Source organism: Bacillus salacetis (assembly GCF_049177075.1).
GTDB lineage: Bacteria > Bacillota > Bacilli > Bacillales > Bacillaceae_B > Rossellomorea > Rossellomorea salacetis_A.
Genome location: NZ_CP185377.1, coordinates 3,043,745 through 3,065,555, shown reverse-complemented (window position 1 = coordinate 3,065,555; position 21,811 = coordinate 3,043,745). Strand labels below are relative to the sequence as shown.

Here is a 21,811-nt window from a genome sequence, read left to right as displayed (position 1 = left end):
AAATATAGTATTTGTATAGGTTATCAGTAAGTATATGATGTTATTTGTACTGGGCGGGTGTTCAAACATTGCTTTGTAATTTATCTTACAGAGAATCTGACACACAAAGAGTAAAATGGTTAATAGTATTTAGTACATTAAATAAGAGGAGGAATAAAATAATGGCAAATAAAATGAATGTTCATATTTCAGGTGAATCAAAAGGAATGCAATCCGTTCTTAAGGCTGGGAATCATTCGATTACAATTGATGAACCGCCAAACATGGGTGGCAAGGATTCAGGGCCAGATCCGCTTGCAACACTTTTAAGCTCCTTGGCTGGCTGTGAGAATGTGGTTGCCAACATGGTAGCGAAAGAAATAGGTTTTGATTTACAAGGGATTGAATTTGATATTAAAGGGGTTCTAGATCCAAGAGGGTTAATGGGCGACCCTGAAGTACAGCCATACTTCGAAAAAGTAACAATTCATGCAAAAGTAAAAACGAGTGAAGCACCAGAACGTATTGATGAATTGCAAGAAAAAACAGATAAGCGCTGCCCTGTTTACACAACATTAAAAGCAGCAGGTATTGAACTGGAACCAAATTGGATAAAAGCTTAACAACAATTTAAACAGTGAAGAAAATAAAGAAGCTTTAAAAGAATTTGCTTCTAAATAGAATATAGGTTCTTGATTAACTCTTTGCAATAGCACCTTAGTAAGACCCTTGATTCAGTTTTAACTTTGAATCAGGGGTCTTGTTGAAGAATGAAGATATTAGGAGCGAAAGATGGACTGAAATTTTATCAATAAGCCAGGTCAAGAAAAGCTTTTAGAAATACCCTGGTGCAAATAACTGGTTTATAGGGCATATATCGGAGTAAACTAATAGGGAAAGGTGTGATAAAAGTGATCTTACAAAAAATTCAAAACATTGAGCTTCCTGACCTAAAAGGAAATAAAGTATCCTTAAGTGATTTCCGTGGAAAAAACACACTGATTTTTATGTGGGCTTCATGGTGACGTTGCAGGGAGCAACTGCCTGGATGGCAGGAAATTTACGAATCATATAAGAAGGAAGACTTTGAAATTTTGTCAGTCTCTGTTGATATTCAGGGAGCAGAAGTCGTAAAACCGTATGCGGAGGATAAACCGTTTACAACAGTCATCGATTCAGAAAATGTCTTTGCAAATGTATTTGGGTTTAAAATTGTACCAAATGGAATTTTTATTGATAAAGAAGGAACCATTCGTCTCATAAAGCAAGGGTTTCAAGTTACAAATGAAGACCATGTTGAAGCGGTTCGAAAATTAATTTTTAGTGAAGTTGAAAAAGTGGAACTGGATGATCATTATTATAACCCTTCAGATTCAACAAGTGATATAGAGAAACAACTTGCACAAACGAAGTTTAAGTTGGGAATGGAATATTCTAAAAATGGAAAGAAGGAAGAAGCTTTAAAGGAACTAGATGAAGCCTTGCTTCTTGATACAGATAACTTCTTAATAAGGAAACAACGCTGGTATATTCGTCACCCAGAGAAATTTTCACCAACAATTGATACAGATTGGCAGCAAAAACAGTTAGAAAAAGAAAAGGCTGAAGAAGCTCAATTGAAGGGTGATATGGTTTGCGGTCCAGAAGGATGCGTCATTCCAGGGACAACAAATAGTAAAATTGAATAAATTTTTTGTTAGAGGGATCATACCCTCTAATTTTCGTGCAGTCATTTGGGAAGACTAAGACAGTAATGGAGGTGAGATATAGTGAAAGAACAGGGTATCAAACCTGGTGCTACAATTCCAGAATTCACATTAAAAGATATCAACGATAAAGAGTATCGTTCCACTCAATTCTTAGGAACCCCCTTCTTACTATATTTTTTAAGGGGAACATGGTGACCGCATTGTAAAAAACAACTGGTTCAGTTGAAAGAAAATGCAAATAAATACAAACAATTGAATATACCTATCGTCATTATTGTTGGGCAGAAGAAAGAGTCGGTTAAAAAATGGCTGAAGGATAATCCAATGCCTTTTCCTTTTTTAATTGACGAAGATCGTTCCGTGATTAAAGCTTTTGATGTCTACCATCCTTTAGGATTGGCCGCTTATAAAATTGCTTATCCAAGTCTCTTTCTGATTTCTGATGAAGGAAAGGTAGTTTATTCATATGTAGGGAAAAACCAATCTGACCGACCTTCTGATGAACAAACATATAATCAAGTTCATGAATTATTGTCAGAGACAATAGATGATTGAGCAGAAAAAAAGAAATGCTCGTATCTTTGCAAGGCCTAATTGAAACAAAAGAGCCGGTTTCTCAAAGAAAGAAATCGAACTCTTTTTCTTTAGGGTTCAACTATCACTTTATTATTAAAGAATGAGAAAATATATATTATCCTTGACCGTGTACCATAGTACACGGTTTATTATATTTTCAGGGGTGAAAATATGAGTTACCGAATTAGTATGTTTGCCGATAAGTGCGAGGTTAATAAAGAGACGATTAGATATTACGAACAAAAGAAATTATTACAAGAGCCTTTAAAAACAAATGCTGGTTATCGGGTATATTCAGATGTGGATGTTAAGCGTGTAAGGTTCATCAAACGTTTGCAAGATCTTGGCTTTACTTTAAATGAGATTTATAAATTGCTTGGTGTTGTAGATAAGGATGAAGTCCGCTGTGAAGATATGTTTGAATTTGTATCCAAAAAAGCGGTAGAAGTCCAAAAGCAAATAGAGGACTTAAAGCGAATCGAGCGTATGTTGAACGATTTAAAACAACGATGTCCAGATGAAAAAAGGTTACATGCTTGTCCGATAATTGAAATTTTGATTGAGGAAGAATGAAAGGAAATTTTAATATGAAATATCAAAAGACCTTTATTGCTGGATTGGTAGGTACATTTTTGATTTTGTTATGTTGTGCTACACCAATATTGGTTATTTTATTAGGTGCTATTGGGGTAGGTACGATCACAGGCTATTTAGATTATATTTTGTTTCCTGTTTTGGCCGTATTTCTTGGTTTAACTATTTATGCTTATTCTAAACTTGAAAAATCAAATAAATGAAGAAACTTATTGATTTAGGGTATGAAATAAGGAAAGAGGAAAAAGTAAGATCAAACAGGAGGGTGATAAAATGAATAAATTCAAGGTAAACATTCAAGGGATGACGTGTTCTGGTTGTGAGGACCATGTTGCAGCAGCACTTGAACAGATAGGTGCTAAGAACATTGAAGCTAGTTTCCGCCGTGGTGAAGCACTATTTGAGTTACCCAGTGATATAGATGTTGACCGCGCAAAAAAGGCTCTTGCTCAAACGGAATATAAACCTGTTGAAATAAAAGAAGTATCATCACAAGAAGATGCAGTGCCAGATGGTGAGGGTGAGGGTGACTATGATTTGCTTATCATTGGCTCTGGTGGGGCTGCTTTTTCCGCTGCGATTAAAGCAGTTGTATATGGAGCTAGAGTAGCCATGATTGAGCGTGGAACCGTTGGAGGAACATGCGTTAATATTGGTTGTGTCCCGTCAAAAACACTTCTTCGAGCTGGTGAAATCAATCATTTAGCAAATGTTAACTCATATAAGGGGTTGCAAACATCTGCCAGAGAAGTAGAATTGGAATCCTTGATCAAGCAAAAGAATGAATTGGTGAGTGAGCTTCGGACCCAAAAATATATAGATTTAATTGAAGAATATGGCTTTGATTTAATTGAAGGTGAAGCAAAGTTTGTTGATGAAAGTACAGTTGTTGTCAATGGAAAGAAAATCTCTGCAAAGCGTTTCTTAATTGCAACGGGTGCTTCTCCTTCTATACCACTGATTTCTGGACTTGAAGAAGTGGATTATCTTACAAGTACATCGCTGCTGGAATTGAAAAAGGTGCCTAAACGGTTAACGGTTATCGGTTCCGGATATATCGGTATGGAGCTTGGGCAATTGTTTCATCATTTAGGTTCAGAAGTTACACTTATGCAAAGAAGTGAGCGGCTTTTAAAGGAGTATGAGCCGGAGATTTCAGAAGCCGTTGAAAAAGCGTTAACTGAACAAGGTATTATCCTCGTCAAAGGGGCAGCTTTTGAACGTGTAGAACAAGTTGGAGAGCTGAAAAAGGTTCATGTAACAGTAGATGGTAAGAAAAAAGTCGTTGAATCAGAGCAATTATTAGTTGCAGCAGGAAGAAAACCAAATACTGATTCAATAAATTTACGTGCAGCAGGGGTTGAAGTAGGAGAACGAAAAGAAATTCTGATAAATGACTATGCTAAAACAAGCAATGAAAAGATCTATGCAGCAGGAGATGTAACTTTAGGACCTCAATTTGTTTATGTGGCAGCGTATGAAGGGGGACTAGTTGCTGACAATGCGATTGGTGGTTTGAATAAGAAGTTGGACCTTACAGTTGTTCCTGGTGTTACCTTTACCAACCCTTCGATTGCAACAGTGGGTTTAACTGAAGAAAAAGCAAAAGAAAAAGGCTATGAAGTGAAAACATCAGTATTACCCCTGGATGCCGTTCCAAGAGCAATGGTAAATCATGAAACTACAGGGGTTTTTAAACTCGTAGCTGACGCGAAAACATTAAAGGTGCTTGGAGTTCATATCGTATCAGAAAATGCAGGAGATGTGATTTATGCGGCGACATTAGCCGTTAAGTTTGGTTTAACTGTAGAGGATCTAAAAGATAGCCTTGCACCATATTTAACGATGGCAGAAGGATTAAAGCTGGCTGCTCTTACATTTGATAAGGATGTATCGAAATTATCTTGTTGTGCGGGATGATAAAAGAGTTTACTTAGGGTAAACTCTTCCTTGTAATTGTAAAAGGTAATAAGATAAATCGCTTGTTGCTGTTTTGGCAAGTAATCGGAAAAGTATTTAATAGTATTGTTATAGATTTAATGTTATATGAAGTAAGCGGTAGTTTTTTTAACTGCCGCTCTTTTTAATTTGTAAAGGATCCTTTATCCATTAGATGGTATATTCGCTTAGGTCCAGCCCAAATTGATACAGCTCTTATTGTACTAATAGAGGAATCCCTGCATCCAGGTACATATCGAGTAACTTGGTATGCAAGTGCTCTTTTGTAAAAAACAATCTAGTTTCGGCTAATTTACTTCTGCTCAGTATAATTTGTGGACGGTATTTCTGAGAAAATATTGTGGGTGATGAGGGAATTCCTGGCCAGGGCCTCTCTTCCGTTTTTAAGAATTTAATGATAAAATCCAGGAAGAATATTAAATATACATGAAAAAATTAGAAATTATTTATTATAAGCAAGATAAAGGAGAGGAGGCGTTAGGAAAATGAATTCTAAAGTAGATGATATAGTCTGCACTGTCTCCACCCTTTTTCACTCGAAAGGATACGAGAACACCAAGCTTGCTGAGATTCTTTCAGAAACTGGGATTGGAAAGGGGCAGTTCTATCATTATTTTAAGTCGAAACGGGATCTAGGAGAAGCGGTCATTGATCACCTTATTTCTGAGATGAAAGAGGAATTGTTTGACGGTATTCTTGATCAAGTTCTCCCGCCAAAGGTAAAGATTCAGAAAATGCTCGATAAAATACTAGTGTTACAGCTTGAACACGAAGGGAAGCGCGGGTGTCCTATTGGCAATCTCGCGATAGAACTGAGTGAACATGATCCCTTGTTCAGGGAGAAACTCGCACTTTTCTTTGAACAATGGGAGAAGAAAGTTCATCAGATATTAAATGAGATGAAGCAAAATGGTGAGTTCGCCTCAGGCTTAAATACCTTAAAAAAAGCGCGAATGATGATTGCTACAATCGAAGGCGGCATCTTATTAATGAAAAACAAACAAGACATAGATGTTCTTAGGGATATAATCGAAATGATTCGATTAGAATATGGTATAACTGGCTGATATAGACTTATTAAAGAAAAATGGATGACACTCAAGCAACAATATTGACTCCGTTTTTCTTTTTTTGTTACACTTTTCGTACCTACCTGTTGGTACAGATTATAGGTGCATAAATATGGGAATATAATGAATCCTAGATAAGACAAAAACTTGGAGGGAATCTCAATCATGACTCAAGAAAATTTTTCAACTTTATTTTCTTCCGTAACTATTAAAGATATCGTATTGGCCAATCGAATCGGCTTGGCTCCAATGACGCGAACAAGTGCCACACCGGAAGGGCTGGCAACTGATGACATGGTTCAATACTATACGAATTTCGCAAAAGGAGGTTTTGGCTTTATCCTGACAGAGGGTACTTATACAGATGATCGATACAGCCAGGGTTATCTCAACCAACCGGGAATTATTAATGACGAACAAATTGATGCATGGAAAAAAGTAACGACTTCTGTAAAACATCAAGGTGCCAAGATTTTTGTTCAGCTTATGCATGCAGGTGCATTGTCGCAGGGAAATCGCTTCTCTTCAGAAACGGCAGGAGCGTCTGCAGTTAAACCAAAAGGAGAACAGCTTGGCTTCTATGGCGGAAACGGAGAGTTTGCAATGCCAAAGGAAATGACGGAAGCGGACATTCAGGATGTAATAAAAGGGTTTGTGGCTGCTGCACGAAATGCAAAGGAAGCAGGTTTTGATGGCATAGAAATTCATGGTGCAAATGGATATGTCCTTGACCAATTCCTGACAACCTATACCAATCAACGTGATGACCATTATGGCGGATCTCTAGAAAATCATCTTCGCCTTCCAATCGAGGTCATAAAAGCAGTTCGTGAAGAGGTCGGTACTGAGTTTCCCGTAGGAATCCGTCTTTCCCAAGCGAAAGTAAACGATTCTGATTATAAATGGGAAAACGGCGAGTCTGATGCTGAAATGATTTTCAGAAAAATTACAGAAGCAGGAGTTGACTACATTCATATTGCAGAGCCAGATGCAACTTCTCCTGCGTTTAGCGAGAATGGTCCACCCTTAGTTGAACTTGTAAAAAAATATACTGATACAGTTGTTATTGCAAACGGTTCGTTAGGTGATCCCGAATCTGCTGAAACGTTATTAAGAAATGGAAGAGCCGATATCGTAACCATTGGAAAAGCGGCACTTGCTAATCAAGATTGGGCTGACAAAGTTAAAGAAGGTAAAAAATTAGAAGAATTTGATTTCCAAAAAACCCTATTACCGCAAGCCACTTTGAAAGAATTCGAAGTGAAACCACAAATCGAAATTTTTGGAAAAGGCATGACGTGCGGTTCAGACGGTATTTGTGAATAAGGTAATGCGGAGGAATTGTCATTAAGGCAATTGTTATTGAGGAGTATGGAGATAAAGATGTATTAGTAGAAAAAGATATCGAGAAACCAAGTATATCTGAGGACCAAGTTTTAGTGGAAGTACATGCGACTTCCATTAATCCTATTGATTGGAAAGTGCGTGCCGGGTATTTAAAAGAAATGCTTGATTTCGAATTCCCAATTGTTTTAGGGTGGGATGCAGCAGGAGTCGTTTTGGAAACGGGCAGATTCACGCGGGTGCAGGCGGTGTAGGGATATTTGCCATCCAAATCGCAAAAAGCTTTGGTGCATACGTTGCGGCAACTTCAAGCGAAAAGAATATCGAGTTCCTGGAATCGCTTGGTGCAGATGAAGTCATTAATTATAAAGAAGATGATTTCAGTGAGGTGTTAAAAGGCTTTGACCTTGTATTGGATTCAATGGGAGATGACATCCAGTCCAAAAGCTATAAAGTATTGAAAGAGAATGGGAAAATTGTCTCGATCGTGCAGCCGCCATCTGAAGAAGAAGCAGCAAGCTATAACGCTGAAGCAGGATTCGTTTGGTTAGAGCCGAATGGAGAGCAATTGCAGAAATTGGCTGACCTTTATGAAGAGGGAAAATTGAAGCCTGTTATCAGTAAGACCTATGACTACAATGAAAAGTCTTTAAAGGAAGCGCATGCCCTGAGCGAAACTCATCATGCACGCGGAAAACTTGTCATTCGTGTAAAAAATTAATAAATTTTAAGATCAATTAACACTTGTGTGTTGATCTTTTTGCTTGAAAAGGATGATCTTCAAATAATCAGGAAACCCTTTAGGAAACAAGGACCTCAGTTATTCTTTGAAGAATCACAACGTAACCACTGTCGTATGAAGATTTGGGAGTTACCTGTAAGATTATGGTGATTCCTATTGAGGAAAAGACTTGATCTTCTGATCCTAGTACAGGATGTTGAGTGCTTGAGAAGGCAGTTTTAACAGTTATTCTAAAGTTGACGGCTGACGGACGAGCACTCAACTCTCTAGATGTGCAATTAACAAAACCCTTCAAAAAGTAAAGGATTTTGTTAATATATAAAGAACTCTACAGTTTTACAATCCACATCGAAGAATCCATTATCTTTAGTTGGGATAGGGTGTTCAACCGGTTCTTCTGCCCATTTAAGATAGGTTTCATTATTGATTAAAACTTCTTCACTGAACGTTTTATATTCTAATACTGATTGGAGCTTCAATAATCCTAATTGCCAAATAGATCTTGTGTCGATCATAAGAGAGGCTGCCCAGCTGTAAAGGTCTGCACGTCCTTCTTTGTATTCTTTATAACATTGTTTAAGAGTCTTACTTCGATCAACCAAACAAATGAAATGGTGAGCATCAGATAAACGGATTTCTCTTGAAAACACACGGGAATATGCTGACAAAAGTGAATGATCTTTATCTGTTACGAATCTGGGATCATCAAACTTAGGGGGACCTTAACGTTATTAAAAATTCCAAGGGGTTTTATTAAAGAAGGTAAACTGGGCTCTTTCTTTTTGGAAGTCAGCTTTACTTTAGGTTTCTGCCCAACGATGTTTGTGTTGTTTTTCGTAAGTTTAATGCCGGTTGTCGTATCAACTGCTTATGGCCAGCTAATAATAGAACAGGACCAATTACTTTGCGCATCCACGGAAAGAATTCCGTTATTTCTTGCTGAAATTCATTACCTAAAGACCACGCTAATAATCCAATTGCAGTAAAAGTGAGGATTTTTCCTAAGGTAAAAAAGGCAACTTCTGACCAAGCCAAACCCTTCTGTAAAGATTTATTTCCATAAAGTGTGATAGCCCCTATATTTCCTGTAAATTGACATGGGGCAAGTGTACCTACAATCCCTAATATAAATGCAAACAATATAGGAACTCCTTCCGTTCCATAGGTTAGATTTATAAAAGGTTCAGATACAGTATTACTAATGTTTGAAAAAAATTCGTACATATTATCACCCAATTCATTTGTTCAAAGATCATTTTAATTGGCTCTTTTCGTAAAGATTGTTGCTTTTTAGTATGTACAAGGATTTTTTTACTTTTTATGGTACTATATAAACAAAGGCATATTAAGCTTAGGGACAGTTTGATGAAATCTTGTTATGGTAAAAAGGGGTGAATTCGTTGAAAAGATTTATTTTATTGATGCTTTTGATTTCCTTTGGTGGAATTGTAATCGGATGTTCTCAAAGCGGAGAAGAACTTAATTACGCTTCTTTATCAAAAACTGAAATTGAACAATTTATTGAAGAAAAAAACATTGAACCATTAGCAATAGAAGAAGCACAAGACTCTACAATGGTCTTATATCAAAGTGGCATTTATTATTTATCTAAAAATGAAGATGAAATTATAGTAAATAAAACTATGTGGGGCGGCAACAGCAAAGAGAAAGTGCAATTAGGTATGACTAGCACTGGAAGTCCTCACGCTTATGTAATTGTTCAAGACAAAAAATTATTAAACGAAGCAGATAAGGCAACAGTTAAATTTAGTGATGGGAATACGGCGACTAGACAATTTGGCAGCACTAAAGGATTGTTGATGTTTTATGACAAAACGAAAAACAATTTAACAATTAACAATGAACTTGAGTTATCGATTTACGACAAAGAAGGTAAAGTAATTTACGAAAACAATCTATAATTTCTTCCATATGCTCTAATGCACAAGGAATACAGTCGTTCCATATAGGAATGGCTGTTTTTTTATACCTCACGTAGGAAATTGACGGTAATACTACTTGAATTTTGGCAAGTACTGAGGAGCATTTGGTTTACCTGCTCTTTCTCCGCCATCTTTTTACTTTGCTGAAGGAAGCTGAACCAGTAAAGATAGTTATCCAAATACTTTGTAGCCACTCCTTGGAACCTATCCATCCAGCCTTTTAGACGTTTATGATAGTTATTGACGTTTTGCAAATGGTAGATGCCCTTTTTGACATACCCCTCTTTGCTCAGGTTTATTGGCTCGTGTTTAAGTGCCTTGATTTGGGCGAATTTCTTGTAGTTCGTGGCTGTATCTGTGCATAACAAAGAAGACGGGTCAATATAGCTTCCGATAACTGCGTCAATTTCTTCTGCTTTAACACGACCATTTCCAGCCTTTTGAGCAATGACTTGACCATTTCGGTCCTGGGCAACAACAACAGCAATTTTAAGATGGCTAATCCCTCTCAATTTATCTCTGCCGCCGCGTTTCTTTGGTTTCCTATCCAGAGTTCTTCGTCCTTTTAAAGACTCTTTAAAGAAGGTCTCATCGCTTTCGATAATCCCTTTCAACATTTGGTATCCCATTGAACGCAGAGCAAAAAGAATTTTATGTCTCCAGTAAAATGCAGTAGAGATGTGGATTTTTAAGCGTTTAGCAATCTTAGGCAACGTATAGCCTTCCACCATCATTTGAAAATACTTCGCCCACTTACCAAGATAACGGGTTCCTGCAATCGGAGTATTTGATAGGTCGTTAAATGACTTTCCGCAGTCACGACAAAGATATCTTTGCCTCTCTCGGTACTTGCCATTTCGCTTCACCTTCACACTTCCACAATGAATGCAGCCTAATCCCTCTTTAAAACGGGTTTCTCTAATTGTTGTGTATGCATCTTTCATATCAGCATCTTCATTATCTATAAAGTCTTCTTTTAACAGGTTAAATAGTTGAATTTGCTCGTCTTTAGTTAAGTCCGAAAACGTGGCATAGATGTCTTTTATCATTGAGAAACCGCCTCCTGAAAGAGTATTTTATCACCTCTTATAAGGATGGTCAAAATAGCAACAATCTATGCGAAAAGAGCCTTTTAATTTAAATGTTTGAAGAAAGTATGGAGAAAGGTTTCTTATTTAATTAAATGAGCAGTTGCAAAAAGCCATGAGTCATTCAAAAAGGGAATGACTCATGGCTTTTTGCAACTTGCTTTATTATAATCCTAAGCGGGACATATTGCTGCCCACCCATAAGGCTCGTTTGTTGATGACTTATCCTTAAAAGATTTTCTAACACTAAACACGTTCTTCTATATTTAAGGGGTTCCGTTTAGGGAGAGAAAATAGTAAATAACATTACAATTAGCAGACCAAATCGCATAGCGATTTGGTCTATTTATTTTGTTGTTATATCAAGGTTTATTAGGTTTTGGTTATGGAAATAACAGTAGAAATAGCATAGCAAAAAACAGGTGGACAATAATTATTGTCCGCATTAGAATTAGTATGTTAATTAGGTTGCTAATTGTGATATAAGAAAGGATGTACAATACACCGTGACAGTAAAGAAATGGACATACATTAAACCTAAAGATCTTAATACAACTCAACCAGAATGGTTGAGTTCTCTACATACAAGGAATATTGTAGCTGCATTTGCTGAATACAGTGAATACACGGATAACCGCATAAGTAAGTTCATTGCCCATTATGGAAAATGTGCCGTAACAGGTACTGAACTAGGCAAACATGATTGGCACTGTCATCATAAAGTCCCGTATCATCTCTCCAGAGATGACAAGAACTCAAATTTGATTGTGCTACATGAAATCGTCCACCGCCTGGTACATCTAAAAAATATTGAAAAGATAAAAGATTTAATGAAAACTCTCGAGCTAAATAAAAAACAAATCCAAAAGGTAAATGAACTCCGAAAACATTGCTGGATCGACTCAATCATACAATGTTTTTTGTTTGCGACGGTCACGAATACCAGAGCGAACAGCCATATATAAGGCGTGCCTTAATCTACTTGAACCACGTTTTGTAATTCGAACAAGAGTAGCTTTGAACTTACCTGATTCAAACACTTCTGGATCAACTCCAGCGAATGCTACAAGCTTTTTAGGATGATTAAACCGGTCTATCTCACCAATTTCAGAAATGATCGTTGCCGCGATTTTTTCTCCGATACCAGGGATAGATTGGATAATCTTATATTCTTCAACTTCTTTTGCAAGAGTGTCTATCTCTGACTCCAACCTATATAGATGCTCTTTGTATTGAAGAAGCATATCAATATACATACTTAGACTCAGTAAATGACTCTCATAAAGTGTCTTTTCAAATGGATTCCGTGCTGCAGCTTGCTTAAGATCCCGCGCTTTTTCTTCTGCCCATCTCTTGGAACGACTCTTACAGAACTCCTTGATTTTATCTGCCAACATATCTTCACTAACAGCCAGGATATCTTCTGATGCAGGGAATTCCTTTAAAACAACCAAAGACACAGCGGAATATAAGTCCCCAAAAACACCTCTATACTCTGGGAAAATTTGATCCAATACTGCTTGGAATTGAAGCTTGGTTTGAACGTATAACCCAGTAATATTCTCATGCTGTCTTGTGAGATTACGCAGGTTCAAAAGCTGAATACCACGCCTTTTATAAGGTTTTAAATCCTCTTTGTAGTAAAGCTCACAGAGACGATAGGCATCGACGGCATCCGTTTTAACTTTTCGTAAACTAGAGCTTTTAGCTCTGTGAGAAATCAACGGGTTTACGATGATTAATAAATAGTTATGCTGCTCCAAAAACTGAACCACGGGTGCATGGTAATGACCTGTTGCTTCTAGTACAACCGAAGGTTGAATGCCGGTTTTATCCTTTACGCTTTCCAAAAACTCAAGTAATGAGCCTAGCCCATCAAGATTATGCTTGATGCTAAAACTTTTACCGTAAGGTTTTCCTTTATCAAAAAAGGCCTGAACCTCACTTTCTCCTTTTGAAACATCCAGACCTATGACTGGATTCATTCTCAATCTCCTCCTCTAATTCAACTTGCCAGTAACCCCTAATCCTCCTAGTAGTATCATAGCTTCGCTTGTTATACGAGATCATTGTCCCAACCAGCCTCAAACATGTTTCTACCGGTAGGGGGTGAACGGTTTAATTGACGGGATCTAAGTCCCACGGGGGCGGACGTTCTACCCTGGCTACCTGTTATAATAAGACCATATAAAAAATGGTCAACCAGAAAAATCTAACATTCTGGTTAACCTTATAATACGAAAGGGGGGCGTTAGCTGAACAAGCAGCCGCCCCTTGTTCCAGTAAAGGGCAGCTTATTAAATAAGAATTAAGTTAAATAAGGGGGGATAAAATGTATTGGGAGACTTACCTAATTGGTTTTGGGCACTATATTACTTTTTTTTATTGATAACATTAGGAGCAACAATATTCAGTATTACAAAAAGGAAATTGATAGGTTTGTCAATTGTAGCTATTATGATTTCTGTGACAGTTCCAATAGTAAGCCTATTAAGTAGCACTGGTAGAGGAGATGGAATGAATGAATTTGAACATTTCGTTAGTCAATTGCAACAAGGTGCTATATGGTCAATTCTTGTAGCAATTGGATATTTGTTTTTGTTGGTATGGTGGGCTTTGTTTCTATTCAAAAAAACTGACTAAAGAATGCTTTCTATTGAATTAACGAGGGCTTATCCGGAACAGGATGAGCTCCTTTTTTGTTTAAAGTTTTCCTTGAATACAATGCAGGAATTTGAAATAATTGGTATTAAGTTAAAATGGAGTGATCTTTAATAAGAATTGGAGATTAAGAATGAAAGCTAACGAGACTATAATACAATCAAAAGCTAATATCGACGATAAAACATATGAAATATTAAGCAACTACATAGGGAATGGTCAAGTTACCTCTTTGAATAAAAAAGCAGTTACATTGGAAAATGTTGAGGTAATGAATAAGTTTAATTACTCTTTGAATATTCAGGACACATACGACAATTCAAACGTGGAATTTATTTTTAAAGTTTATAAATTAAACGGGAAATTATTTTTGTTGTATATAAAGCATGATATTAAGTTCCGCTTTGAGGTTAAAGAAACGATAGAAGAAGTGAGAGACAGACATACTTGGTTCATTCAAATTGTCATTGATTTTCATCAAAGTGTCCTAATCCCTAAAAGAAATTAGTTACTACTACGCTATGGGGGATCATTTGTTGAAGAAGCAGCTGTCCCTCATCTTGTTCAGGTAAAGGGGCAGTTTAGCTTAATATAAAGTTTTTTAGTTCAGGGGGAGTTAAAATATGAGAGAAGATAAATTATTGTACGAGCATTTAGTTGAAGATAGCCTTATGGACTATAAGAGCATTTATCAAAAGACTGATATTACAGATGTCGCTAACCCGTATTATAAGGAAGCTATCACTCTTTTTCAGGAGTTGTCAAAAGAGCAACAAAAGGTGCTCTTTAAAATTATAAATCAAACACAAATTGATACAGTTTCACATTTTTTAGGCATACTTGATGGAACTTCAACTCTGGAATCTAATATCGATTTTCTATTAACACTTGAAGACAGACAAACTAAACTAAATGGAGATTTACAAGATTATTTTATAGAGTTGGTTGAAGAAAAGGAATAAGCAAAATCAAACAAACGAGATGTTATAGTTGTTTATTAAACAAACGGGCAGCATTCCTGTTATGAAGAAAAATGGGGTTTGAACATAAAAAGAACCTCTTGTTATGATATAAATGTCCTGAACTGGCAAGCAAAAGGTTCAAAATTACATCTACCATAGGCTATCAACAGTCAAAGGAGGACCAATTGCATTAAAGGACCGCCCTAGTAAAGCAATATTAGAACCTTGATCATCTTAATGTGAATTAGAAAGAGGTTATCATTAAAAAAAATTTATTAATAGAAAGTGAATTTGTACTTGTAACTTTTTTGCTGGTGTGATAAATTGACATTATCGAAACAATTATTATTGATTAGCGCATACAAAACTATATAATAATATACGCATCAGGAAGCACCTGGAGCAAAGAGATCTCGAATTAGAATTTATTTCTGATTTGTGAGGCCTATTTGTTCTGGGTGCTTTTTTTGTGCTCCGCTAATGAGATTGTTTAATAAATTAAAAAGGAGTGTTGACATGAACCAGCACATTCTTCCGATTTGTCGAGAAACATTACAGAAACGTCAAGCAATACCTTTGAAATTAGCTGAGTTATCATATGTTAATCCAGAAGCTGCTTTGTCTTTGTTGAGGTTATGGGGGGAGAAAAAAATACCGATTTCCCCTCTTTACGAAGAAATCTTAAATCACTTTGAAACCAAATAATAAGAAATTATTAATCATACAACCATATAACCCTAGAAATCAGCTATGTGATTACTAATTAATAATTTTTGAAAAGGAGCTGGATTAAATGAGGGCAACTGTGACCGTCAAGTAGAATGACACAATTTTTGCTGATTAATTTGAAACACTTTGTTCACCAAAAATCGTTTTTCGATGTTTCATTCTCCAACTATCTTTATTTAAATGAACTATTTCCACTCGATGTAAGATCCGGTCAAGAATAGCTGTAGTAATGGCTTGGTCGCCCAAAAGTTCACCCCATTCTTTGGGTCCTTTATTGGACGTAAGTATAATCGAGGATTGATTATAGAGGTTATTAATGAGATGGAAGAACATATTGGCTTCCTGTTTATCCATAGCCATAAACATCAAATCATCTATGATGACCAGATCTGCTTCTCTAATTCGCTTCATTCTTGTTTTGGATTTCCTTGTTATTTCCTCTGTCTTTAATGCCTGAATTAGATCTCCCATAGTGGTAAAGATCACTTTATATCCCTGGTTTAACGCTTCGATCCCTAGACCTATCGAAAGATGGGTTTTACCTACACCTGGCGGTCCAAGAAATATGATATTATACAGCTGTTCAATCCAGGTTAAGTCCTTTAACTGGTTTAGCTTCTTGCTACTTAAGGATTTTTGCTCATTTACGTCATATTCATCAACGGTACTATGGAACGGAAACGTTGCCCACTTAAAACGCTTTTCCAATTGTTTTTCGTCTCTCCGTTTTTGTTCATATGCTGCTACATCTAGTAGAAACTGAGTGAAGGACAAGTCCTTTTTCTCAGCTTCTCTAATCAATTCAGGTAATCGATCAGCTGTCTCAGCTAACCGAAGGGACCTCAATAAGTTTTGGACCTCCTGAAGCTGATTCAACTTTGATCACCATCTTCCAAAATGACAGTATAGGCATCTACATTTCTTTTTTGTGCTTCTGTGTCCATAATCCAGCCAGATATGCTGTTTAAAGGCGAAACTGAAACAGTCTCAGCGCTATCATTTGTTGTCTCATAATCCTGTCGTTGTCGCTTGAGGTATAGAATGATATCGCTGAAATCTGTCGCACTGTATAAGTTTCTCTTGATACATTCCATGAGCGCTGCTGATAGAAGCTGGCCGTTATGTTGCTTAGTTTCCTTTAATATCATTTGTAACTGATCACGAATGTACCGTGGGTACTTCTCGCGAAGTTTATCCAGATAACCATAAGCAGTTTCTGTTTCTTCAAACCGTTTCGCTACGGTATCAATGAATGCATCAATGCCTTTTGTACGATCTCTGGTATGTTTTCTGTCTTTTATTAATTGCCCTATACCGTCTGGAATCTGATGTTTGGCCAGTAGTTCTCCTGTCTGAGAATTATAGATTAATAGTTCTCTGTCTTTTGTTTCTTTTATTGAGACAGTTTCATGCTTATGAAAAGTTCCAAGTGGAAGGGAGTACCTATTAGATAAATACCGTATGGTATTGTCCTTGTGGACGCTTCTTGTTATACTGTTTTCATAGTTGTTTAGGAAATTAATGTTTCCTGTGACTGGTCTTAAGTGTTGCTTTTCCAAGGAGAACACTTCGACCGGTCTTTTTTTTGTTGTATTATGAACTTTTCTATTACCTGTACGATTCAACCATTCCCAACCTTGTTCGTTCCATGAGTCAATATTATCGAACACTCTATACTTGGCGAAATTGTACTTAATAAAGCCTACGACATTCTCAATTTTTCCTTTGCTTTCAGGATCAGCTTTCCGACAAACTCGGAGGTTTAATTTCCTCGTTTGTTTATATTGCTGGAACTCTTTAGTCAAAATGAGATCACCACCATTTTCACTCACCACAATTAAGCTATCCTGGTCATACACGAGTTCACTTGGAATCCCACTAAACCATTGAAAGGCATTTTCATGAGCCTGAATGACATCTTGAGTTGTAAATGGACGATCTAACCATTCTTTATATTTGTATCTGGAGTTAGATAACACAAAGGCAATAAAATTCAGCTTTACCTCTTTGTTATTAGATGTTTTTTGCTTTGTGTGTCCAAAGTCAACTTGGATCTGTTCTCCCATTGGAGAATCAGGTATTGCTTCGTAGTCCCTTGGTGAAGATTCCTTAGCTATTTTATATTCAGCTCTTAACTCTCTAACGTAAGCACGGACAGTGCTCTCACCAACCTCAAGCTCCTTATATCTTTCCATCAACCAATCTTCCACTTGTGCTGCTGAAAGATCAGGATGTTCCCTTAACCAGGACAAGATTAGCTCTTTATAAGGATCCAACTTTTTCGTTCTTGTTTGTAAGGACTCTACCCATTCTGCCATCTCCGAAGGAGATTTCTTAAGGTGACGATATACAGTCGCCCTAGACACCCTCAGCTTATCTGCTACTTTCGTTTTACTGAATCCTTTCTTGATTAACTGCTGAATTTCCATATACATTTCCCACTTATCCACCTTTACTCAGCCCTCCAATGATTTATAAATCAAACCATCATCATATAACGGAAGGACCCTATATTTTACTGGTATATTCGGGTAAATAAGTGTTTCATCTTATCTAGCAAAAACTGTCTACTTTAGTTTAGCAGTCACAGCAACATCATACGATAATAAATTCAATACTGAAGTAGTAAAAAACTCATTATTAAATCAAGTGAAAGTAGCATTATTCCATAATAAGCCTGAAAGAAACAATTTATTAAAAAGAGTTGAACAAAGTACCGAAGAAACTCCGATGCCGAAAGAAGCCATCCAGGTCCAATTATTAGTTAAAGAGTTTAGATCAAAGAGAATTATTAATGGACTACGTAACCGCATGGAGATGGGGAAGGGATGGGGAAAGCCACCACTTGGCTATACCTTTAATCATGAAACCAAGGTTTTTGAAATTGATGAGGTATTTGCATGGGTAATACCAGCTATCGATAAGATGTATCTTGAAGGCTTGGGAATGCAGGCTATTGCTAATAAGTTAAAGGAATTATCTCCAATACCAGATATGAAATGCTGGAATGCAAGCTTTGTAGATAGAAGGTTAAAATCAAAGGTTTTTCATGGGGTAATGGAAGTAACATTTAAAGGTGGAGAGACTATCACTATTGAAGACAAATATCCACCTCTTCGATCAGAAGAAGCATGGCTGGAAATTCAAGAAGTACGTAAGCGAAGGAGAAAGGTAAGTAAACAAATAAATTACTGATCTAACTTTTGCTAAGGGAAATTATAGATTTGTGGCTAATCAAGATACTTAAAACACGATAGGTGGTTTAAGAATATGCAAAACTTAATAATGGGGATAAATAATAAAAAAGGTCACAGGTGAGTGAGGTTAATAAGTCAGTTTGGGGAAATTATTTCCGTGTTTCTACCAAGCTGCAAGAAACAGATGGAGTCTTGGTTTTAATTTCGGTTTATAAAGTCGAACGCCTTAATAGGTTTTGGTTCAAAAGTTTAAATAGTCATTGGGTATTTATTTTATTTTAGCTTATGCTCGCCATAAGCTAAAGACCCAACTATTAAGGGTTAAAATTAACCCACTTTGATACCAAATAACAAGAAATTCGCTAAAACATATAACATCAGAAAATAAATTGTGATTGCTAGTTTTTTAATCTAAAAGGAGATGTATGATATGAAAGCAGCATTTTACCAATCAAAATTAAATATTGTAGGAGAAAAAAACTCATTAACAGGTGAAGTGAAACAGAGTAATGAAGGATGGAGTTACTGCAAGCAGACGGGGGTGGGATTGAGAAAGCCACCTCTAGGCTATACTTATAATCATGAAACTAGTATCTTTCAAATTGATAAAGTTTTAGATTGGGTAATACCAGCCATCGATAAGATGTACCTTGAATCAGGAATGGGAATGAAGGCTATTGCTGATAGGTTAAACGAATTATCTGAAATACTAGATCTGAAATGCTGGAATGCAAGTTTAGTAGACACGGCATTAACATCAAAGGCTTATCATGGGGTAATGGAAGTAACATTAAGGAGTGGAGAGACTATCTCTATTGAGGACAAGTTTCCACCTCTTCGAACAGAAGAAACATGGCGAAAAATTCAGGCAATGCGTTATGAACAGAGAATGATAATTAAACGTATACAGAAGATATCATCAGTATATAAAAATGTGAAGGATAAAAATTGTTAAGGACCTAACCCTTGCTAATTTAAAAAATAGATTTACGGATGATCATAATAAAACAAAACAAGATAGGTGGTTTAATAATATGCAAAATTGAAATAATGGATATAAATGATGAAAAAGGAGGCTAACTGATGAGTGATGTTATTAAGATAGTTTTGAGAGTAATTATTTATATCCGTGTTTCTACAAAGCTGCAAGGAACCAAATACTCTCTATCTGCTCAGAAAGAAGAGTTGACTAAATATGCTGAAGACCAAGGTTGGGACTTAGTAGCTACCTACCGAGACATTGAAAGTGGAGGAAAGTTAGAAAAAGAAGGGATGGATCAACTCCTAAATGATGTTGAAGAGGGGAAAACAGATGTAGTCTTAGTTATGGATCAGGATAGGCTATCAAGATTGGATGTTGCAGAATGGGAATTTCTTAAATCAACCTTAAGAGATAATAAAGTTAAAATCGCTGAACCAGGAAATATGGTTGATTTAGATAATGAAGATGATGAATTTATTTCTGACATTAAAAACTTAATTGCAAGAAGAGAAAAAAGATCTGTCGTTAGAAGAATGATGAGAGGAAAGCGTCAACGATTGAGGGAAGGGAAAGGATGGGGAAAGCCGCCACTTGGCTATAAGTATAATCAAGAAGCGAAGGAATATGAAGTTGATGAAGAATGGGCTTGGGTAATACCTGCTATTGATAAAATGTATTTAAAAGACCATTTAGGTATGAAGACTATTGCTGATAAATTAAATGAGATTTCTAAGACCCCCTCCGGAAACTACTGGAACGAAACGTTGGTACAAAGACGGCTAATATCAAAAGCATTCCATGGAATAATGGAGAAGACCTTTGCTAATGGTGAAACGATTACGAAAGAGAATATCTATCCAAAGTTGAGATCAGAAGAAACATGGGAAAAAATTCAAGAAGAAAGACTAAAGAGGGGGAAAGTGTATAAAGCTGATCAAAGACAAAATGAAAATATACATATGTTAAGAAAAACGTATATTACATGTGGAAATTGTAATCGGAAAATCCATGTAGCAAATCACGGAGGGAAAACTAATCCAAGATATTACTTAAAACATGGAAGAAAATTAAGACTGAAAGATAGATCCGTTTGTGATATATCAATCAATACTGTAAGAATTGATGATCATATTATTCGTGCAGTAAAAGAAATTTTAATAAGTGAGGAGCTGGCAAAGAACTACATTAAGATAGACATTGATGAGGAAGAGATTCCAAAGTTAAAGTCCCAGCTTGATATAAGCAAAAAAACGATATCTCAACTAGAAGTAAAGCATGATAGGCTTTTAGACCTCTATTTAGAGGGGAGACATTCGAAAGAACTATTAGCCAAGAAAGAGGAAGACATAAAGCGGCAGTTAGAGTATCAGAACAAAATTTATTATCAACAAAAAGCAAAACTTGAAACTCTTGAAAAACAAGAATGGAATTATGAATTGCTCTATCAATACTTGGAAATTGCAGAATCTATCGAGTATGAACTAACACCAAACGAACGTGTAACCATGATTGGTGAATTGTTCCCTGAAGCAGTATTGTATGAAGACAGAATTGTTCTTATTGCTGAGCTTCAGGTCGGTTTTCCTTTTGAAATAGAAGTGAAAATCGGTGAAGACCCATATTTGTGGCACTATACGAAAGAGATGAGTTAGAAGTATCCTGCATACCAAGTTTTGGTATAGTAATTCGTAAGGAAATACAAATAAATATTATGGGAATCAAACCCGCAAATATAGAAAACGGAAGCACCGATTCTATATAAAGTTAAGCCTACCTATAGGGGAGGGTTAAATCTTTATACAGGTGTGTCCGTGTTTCTTGTTTGCGGGTTTTATCATTCCTTAAGGAGGAACTTTTATGAAACAACAAAACTTATTCAAAGAAAATGATCATTCCTATACACAACAATCTGTGGTGAATCCAAGTGGTTACTTAGTGGCTATCAAGCATTCACCCAATCGGAAACAGGGATTTTTTCAAGTTTTGCAGAGTCAACAGATGTTCAAAAATATTTAGCTAGCTAAGATATCAATAACTTAACCGGGAGGGGATGTAAGTGAAAGATAAAAAGAAAGCATTTTTGAATTCTTTACTAGCTAACTCTGAAAAAGTTGGGATGCCTAAAAAGGTCATAGAGATTTATATTAATCAAATAAACAACAGGTTTGAGGTGAAGTAAGTGCATAAAACATACATGAACTTAGGTCTTCCTGGTAGTAAATCAAAAAAGATTATCGCTGAGCGAAATTCTAAGGCTTCCGACAAAACTGAATACC

22 protein-coding genes and 3 pseudogenes are annotated in these 21,811 nt (G+C 36.4%); 19 read left to right on the top strand and 6 right to left on the bottom strand.

The annotated features are described in order from the left end of the window. Window positions 1-161: 161 nt before the first annotated feature. From ACOJQI_RS16075 to ACOJQI_RS16035, 9 genes and pseudogenes are all read left to right on the top strand, one after another. Entirely contained in the window at window positions 162-602 is a 441-nt protein-coding gene (locus ACOJQI_RS16075; RefSeq protein ID WP_421379706.1) for an OsmC family protein, read from the top strand. A gap of 279 nt (window positions 603-881) precedes the next feature. Beyond that, entirely contained in the window at window positions 882-1,667 is a 786-nt protein-coding gene (locus ACOJQI_RS16070; protein ID WP_421379703.1) for a redoxin domain-containing protein, read from the top strand. Window positions 1,668-1,895: 228 nt separating this feature from the next. Then, window positions 1,896-2,243 (top strand): annotated as a pseudogene (locus ACOJQI_RS16065) (peroxiredoxin family protein); the annotation flags it as partial. Between the two features lie 192 nt (window positions 2,244-2,435). After that, complete coding sequence (merR, locus tag ACOJQI_RS16060; RefSeq protein WP_421379701.1) at window positions 2,436-2,837, top strand: Hg(II)-responsive transcriptional regulator; 402 nt, start codon at window positions 2,436-2,438, stop codon at window positions 2,835-2,837. Between the two features lie 14 nt (window positions 2,838-2,851). Continuing rightward, window positions 2,852-3,061: a mercury resistance system transport protein MerF gene (gene merF / locus ACOJQI_RS16055; protein WP_421379698.1), complete on the top strand. Its 210-nt coding sequence runs from the start codon at window positions 2,852-2,854 to the stop codon at window positions 3,059-3,061. Window positions 3,062-3,131: 70 nt separating this feature from the next. Continuing rightward, window positions 3,132-4,778, top strand: coding sequence for a mercury(II) reductase (gene merA / locus ACOJQI_RS16050; RefSeq protein ID WP_421379695.1), 1,647 nt, complete (start codon window positions 3,132-3,134; stop codon window positions 4,776-4,778). A 524-nt stretch (window positions 4,779-5,302) separates the two neighbouring features. Then, a complete protein-coding gene (locus tag ACOJQI_RS16045) occupies window positions 5,303-5,884 on the top strand; it encodes a TetR/AcrR family transcriptional regulator (RefSeq protein WP_421379693.1) in 582 nt (193 codons plus the stop codon). Window positions 5,885-6,052: 168 nt separating this feature from the next. Next, a complete protein-coding gene (locus ACOJQI_RS16040) occupies window positions 6,053-7,213 on the top strand; it encodes an NADH:flavin oxidoreductase (RefSeq protein ID WP_421379691.1) in 1,161 nt (386 codons plus the stop codon). A 20-nt stretch (window positions 7,214-7,233) separates the two neighbouring features. Then, window positions 7,234-7,952: pseudogene (locus ACOJQI_RS16035) on the top strand (NADP-dependent oxidoreductase). A gap of 332 nt (window positions 7,953-8,284) precedes the next feature. On the opposite strand, the gene ACOJQI_RS16030 reads toward ACOJQI_RS16035, so the two are convergent. Both ACOJQI_RS16030 and ACOJQI_RS16025 read right to left on the bottom strand, forming a co-directional pair. Further along, window positions 8,285-8,641, bottom strand: a complete 357-nt coding sequence (locus ACOJQI_RS16030; protein WP_421379689.1) for a hypothetical protein — start codon at window positions 8,639-8,641, stop codon at window positions 8,285-8,287. 127 nt (window positions 8,642-8,768) lie between these two features. Then, entirely contained in the window at window positions 8,769-9,113 is a 345-nt protein-coding gene (locus tag ACOJQI_RS16025; protein WP_421379686.1) for a sulfite exporter TauE/SafE family protein, read from the bottom strand. Window positions 9,114-9,373: 260 nt separating this feature from the next. Here ACOJQI_RS16025 and ACOJQI_RS16020 point away from each other — a divergent pair, with 260 nt between their 5' ends. After that, a complete protein-coding gene (locus ACOJQI_RS16020) occupies window positions 9,374-9,895 on the top strand; it encodes a hypothetical protein (RefSeq protein WP_421379683.1) in 522 nt (173 codons plus the stop codon). A gap of 62 nt (window positions 9,896-9,957) precedes the next feature. Here ACOJQI_RS16020 and ACOJQI_RS16015 read toward each other — a convergent pair whose 3' ends face one another. Both ACOJQI_RS16015 and ACOJQI_RS16010 read right to left on the bottom strand, forming a co-directional pair. Then, the gene (locus ACOJQI_RS16015) at window positions 9,958-10,965 is read right to left on the bottom strand and encodes an IS1595 family transposase (protein WP_421379680.1); all 1,008 of its coding nucleotides are present in this window, start codon (window positions 10,963-10,965) and stop codon (window positions 9,958-9,960) included. Between the two features lie 953 nt (window positions 10,966-11,918). Beyond that, a pseudogene (locus tag ACOJQI_RS16010) lies at window positions 11,919-12,989 on the bottom strand (IS110 family transposase); the annotation flags it as partial. 352 nt (window positions 12,990-13,341) lie between these two features. Between ACOJQI_RS16010 and ACOJQI_RS16005 the strand changes: the two are divergent. From ACOJQI_RS16005 to ACOJQI_RS15990, 4 genes are all read left to right on the top strand, one after another. After that, window positions 13,342-13,647, top strand: coding sequence for a hypothetical protein (locus ACOJQI_RS16005; protein ID WP_421379677.1), 306 nt, complete (start codon window positions 13,342-13,344; stop codon window positions 13,645-13,647). Window positions 13,648-13,798: 151 nt separating this feature from the next. Next, window positions 13,799-14,173, top strand: coding sequence for a hypothetical protein (locus ACOJQI_RS16000; protein WP_421379675.1), 375 nt, complete (start codon window positions 13,799-13,801; stop codon window positions 14,171-14,173). A gap of 115 nt (window positions 14,174-14,288) precedes the next feature. Further along, entirely contained in the window at window positions 14,289-14,627 is a 339-nt protein-coding gene (locus ACOJQI_RS15995) for a transposase (RefSeq protein WP_421379672.1), read from the top strand. Window positions 14,628-15,143: 516 nt separating this feature from the next. Next, window positions 15,144-15,332, top strand: a complete 189-nt coding sequence (locus tag ACOJQI_RS15990; protein ID WP_421379669.1) for a hypothetical protein — start codon at window positions 15,144-15,146, stop codon at window positions 15,330-15,332. A 135-nt stretch (window positions 15,333-15,467) separates the two neighbouring features. Here the strand turns inward: ACOJQI_RS15990 and istB are convergent, their stop codons facing one another. Next, a complete protein-coding gene (gene istB / locus ACOJQI_RS15985; RefSeq protein WP_421379666.1) occupies window positions 15,468-16,232 on the bottom strand; it encodes an IS21-like element helper ATPase IstB in 765 nt (254 codons plus the stop codon). After that, window positions 16,229-17,806, bottom strand: a complete 1,578-nt coding sequence (istA, locus tag ACOJQI_RS15980) for an IS21 family transposase (RefSeq protein WP_421379664.1) — start codon at window positions 17,804-17,806, stop codon at window positions 16,229-16,231. The genes istB and istA overlap by 4 nt, the downstream gene beginning before the upstream one ends. A gap of 199 nt (window positions 17,807-18,005) precedes the next feature. Between istA and ACOJQI_RS15975 the strand changes: the two genes are divergently transcribed. From ACOJQI_RS15975 to ACOJQI_RS15955, 5 genes are all read left to right on the top strand, one after another. Beyond that, a complete protein-coding gene (locus ACOJQI_RS15975) occupies window positions 18,006-18,551 on the top strand; it encodes a recombinase family protein (RefSeq protein WP_421379661.1) in 546 nt (181 codons plus the stop codon). A 432-nt stretch (window positions 18,552-18,983) separates the two neighbouring features. After that, complete coding sequence (locus ACOJQI_RS15970) at window positions 18,984-19,508, top strand: recombinase family protein (RefSeq protein WP_421379658.1); 525 nt, start codon at window positions 18,984-18,986, stop codon at window positions 19,506-19,508. Window positions 19,509-19,636: 128 nt separating this feature from the next. Further along, window positions 19,637-21,187 carry a recombinase family protein gene (locus ACOJQI_RS15965; protein ID WP_421379655.1) on the top strand — a complete coding sequence of 517 codons (1,551 nt, stop codon included), beginning with the start codon at window positions 19,637-19,639 and terminating at the stop codon, window positions 21,185-21,187. Window positions 21,188-21,392: 205 nt separating this feature from the next. Next, window positions 21,393-21,551 carry a hypothetical protein gene (locus ACOJQI_RS15960; protein WP_421379652.1) on the top strand — a complete coding sequence of 53 codons (159 nt, stop codon included), beginning with the start codon at window positions 21,393-21,395 and terminating at the stop codon, window positions 21,549-21,551. A 40-nt stretch (window positions 21,552-21,591) separates the two neighbouring features. After that, window positions 21,592-21,714, top strand: coding sequence for a hypothetical protein (locus ACOJQI_RS15955; RefSeq protein ID WP_421379650.1), 123 nt, complete (start codon window positions 21,592-21,594; stop codon window positions 21,712-21,714). Window positions 21,715-21,811: the final 97 nt, after the last annotated feature.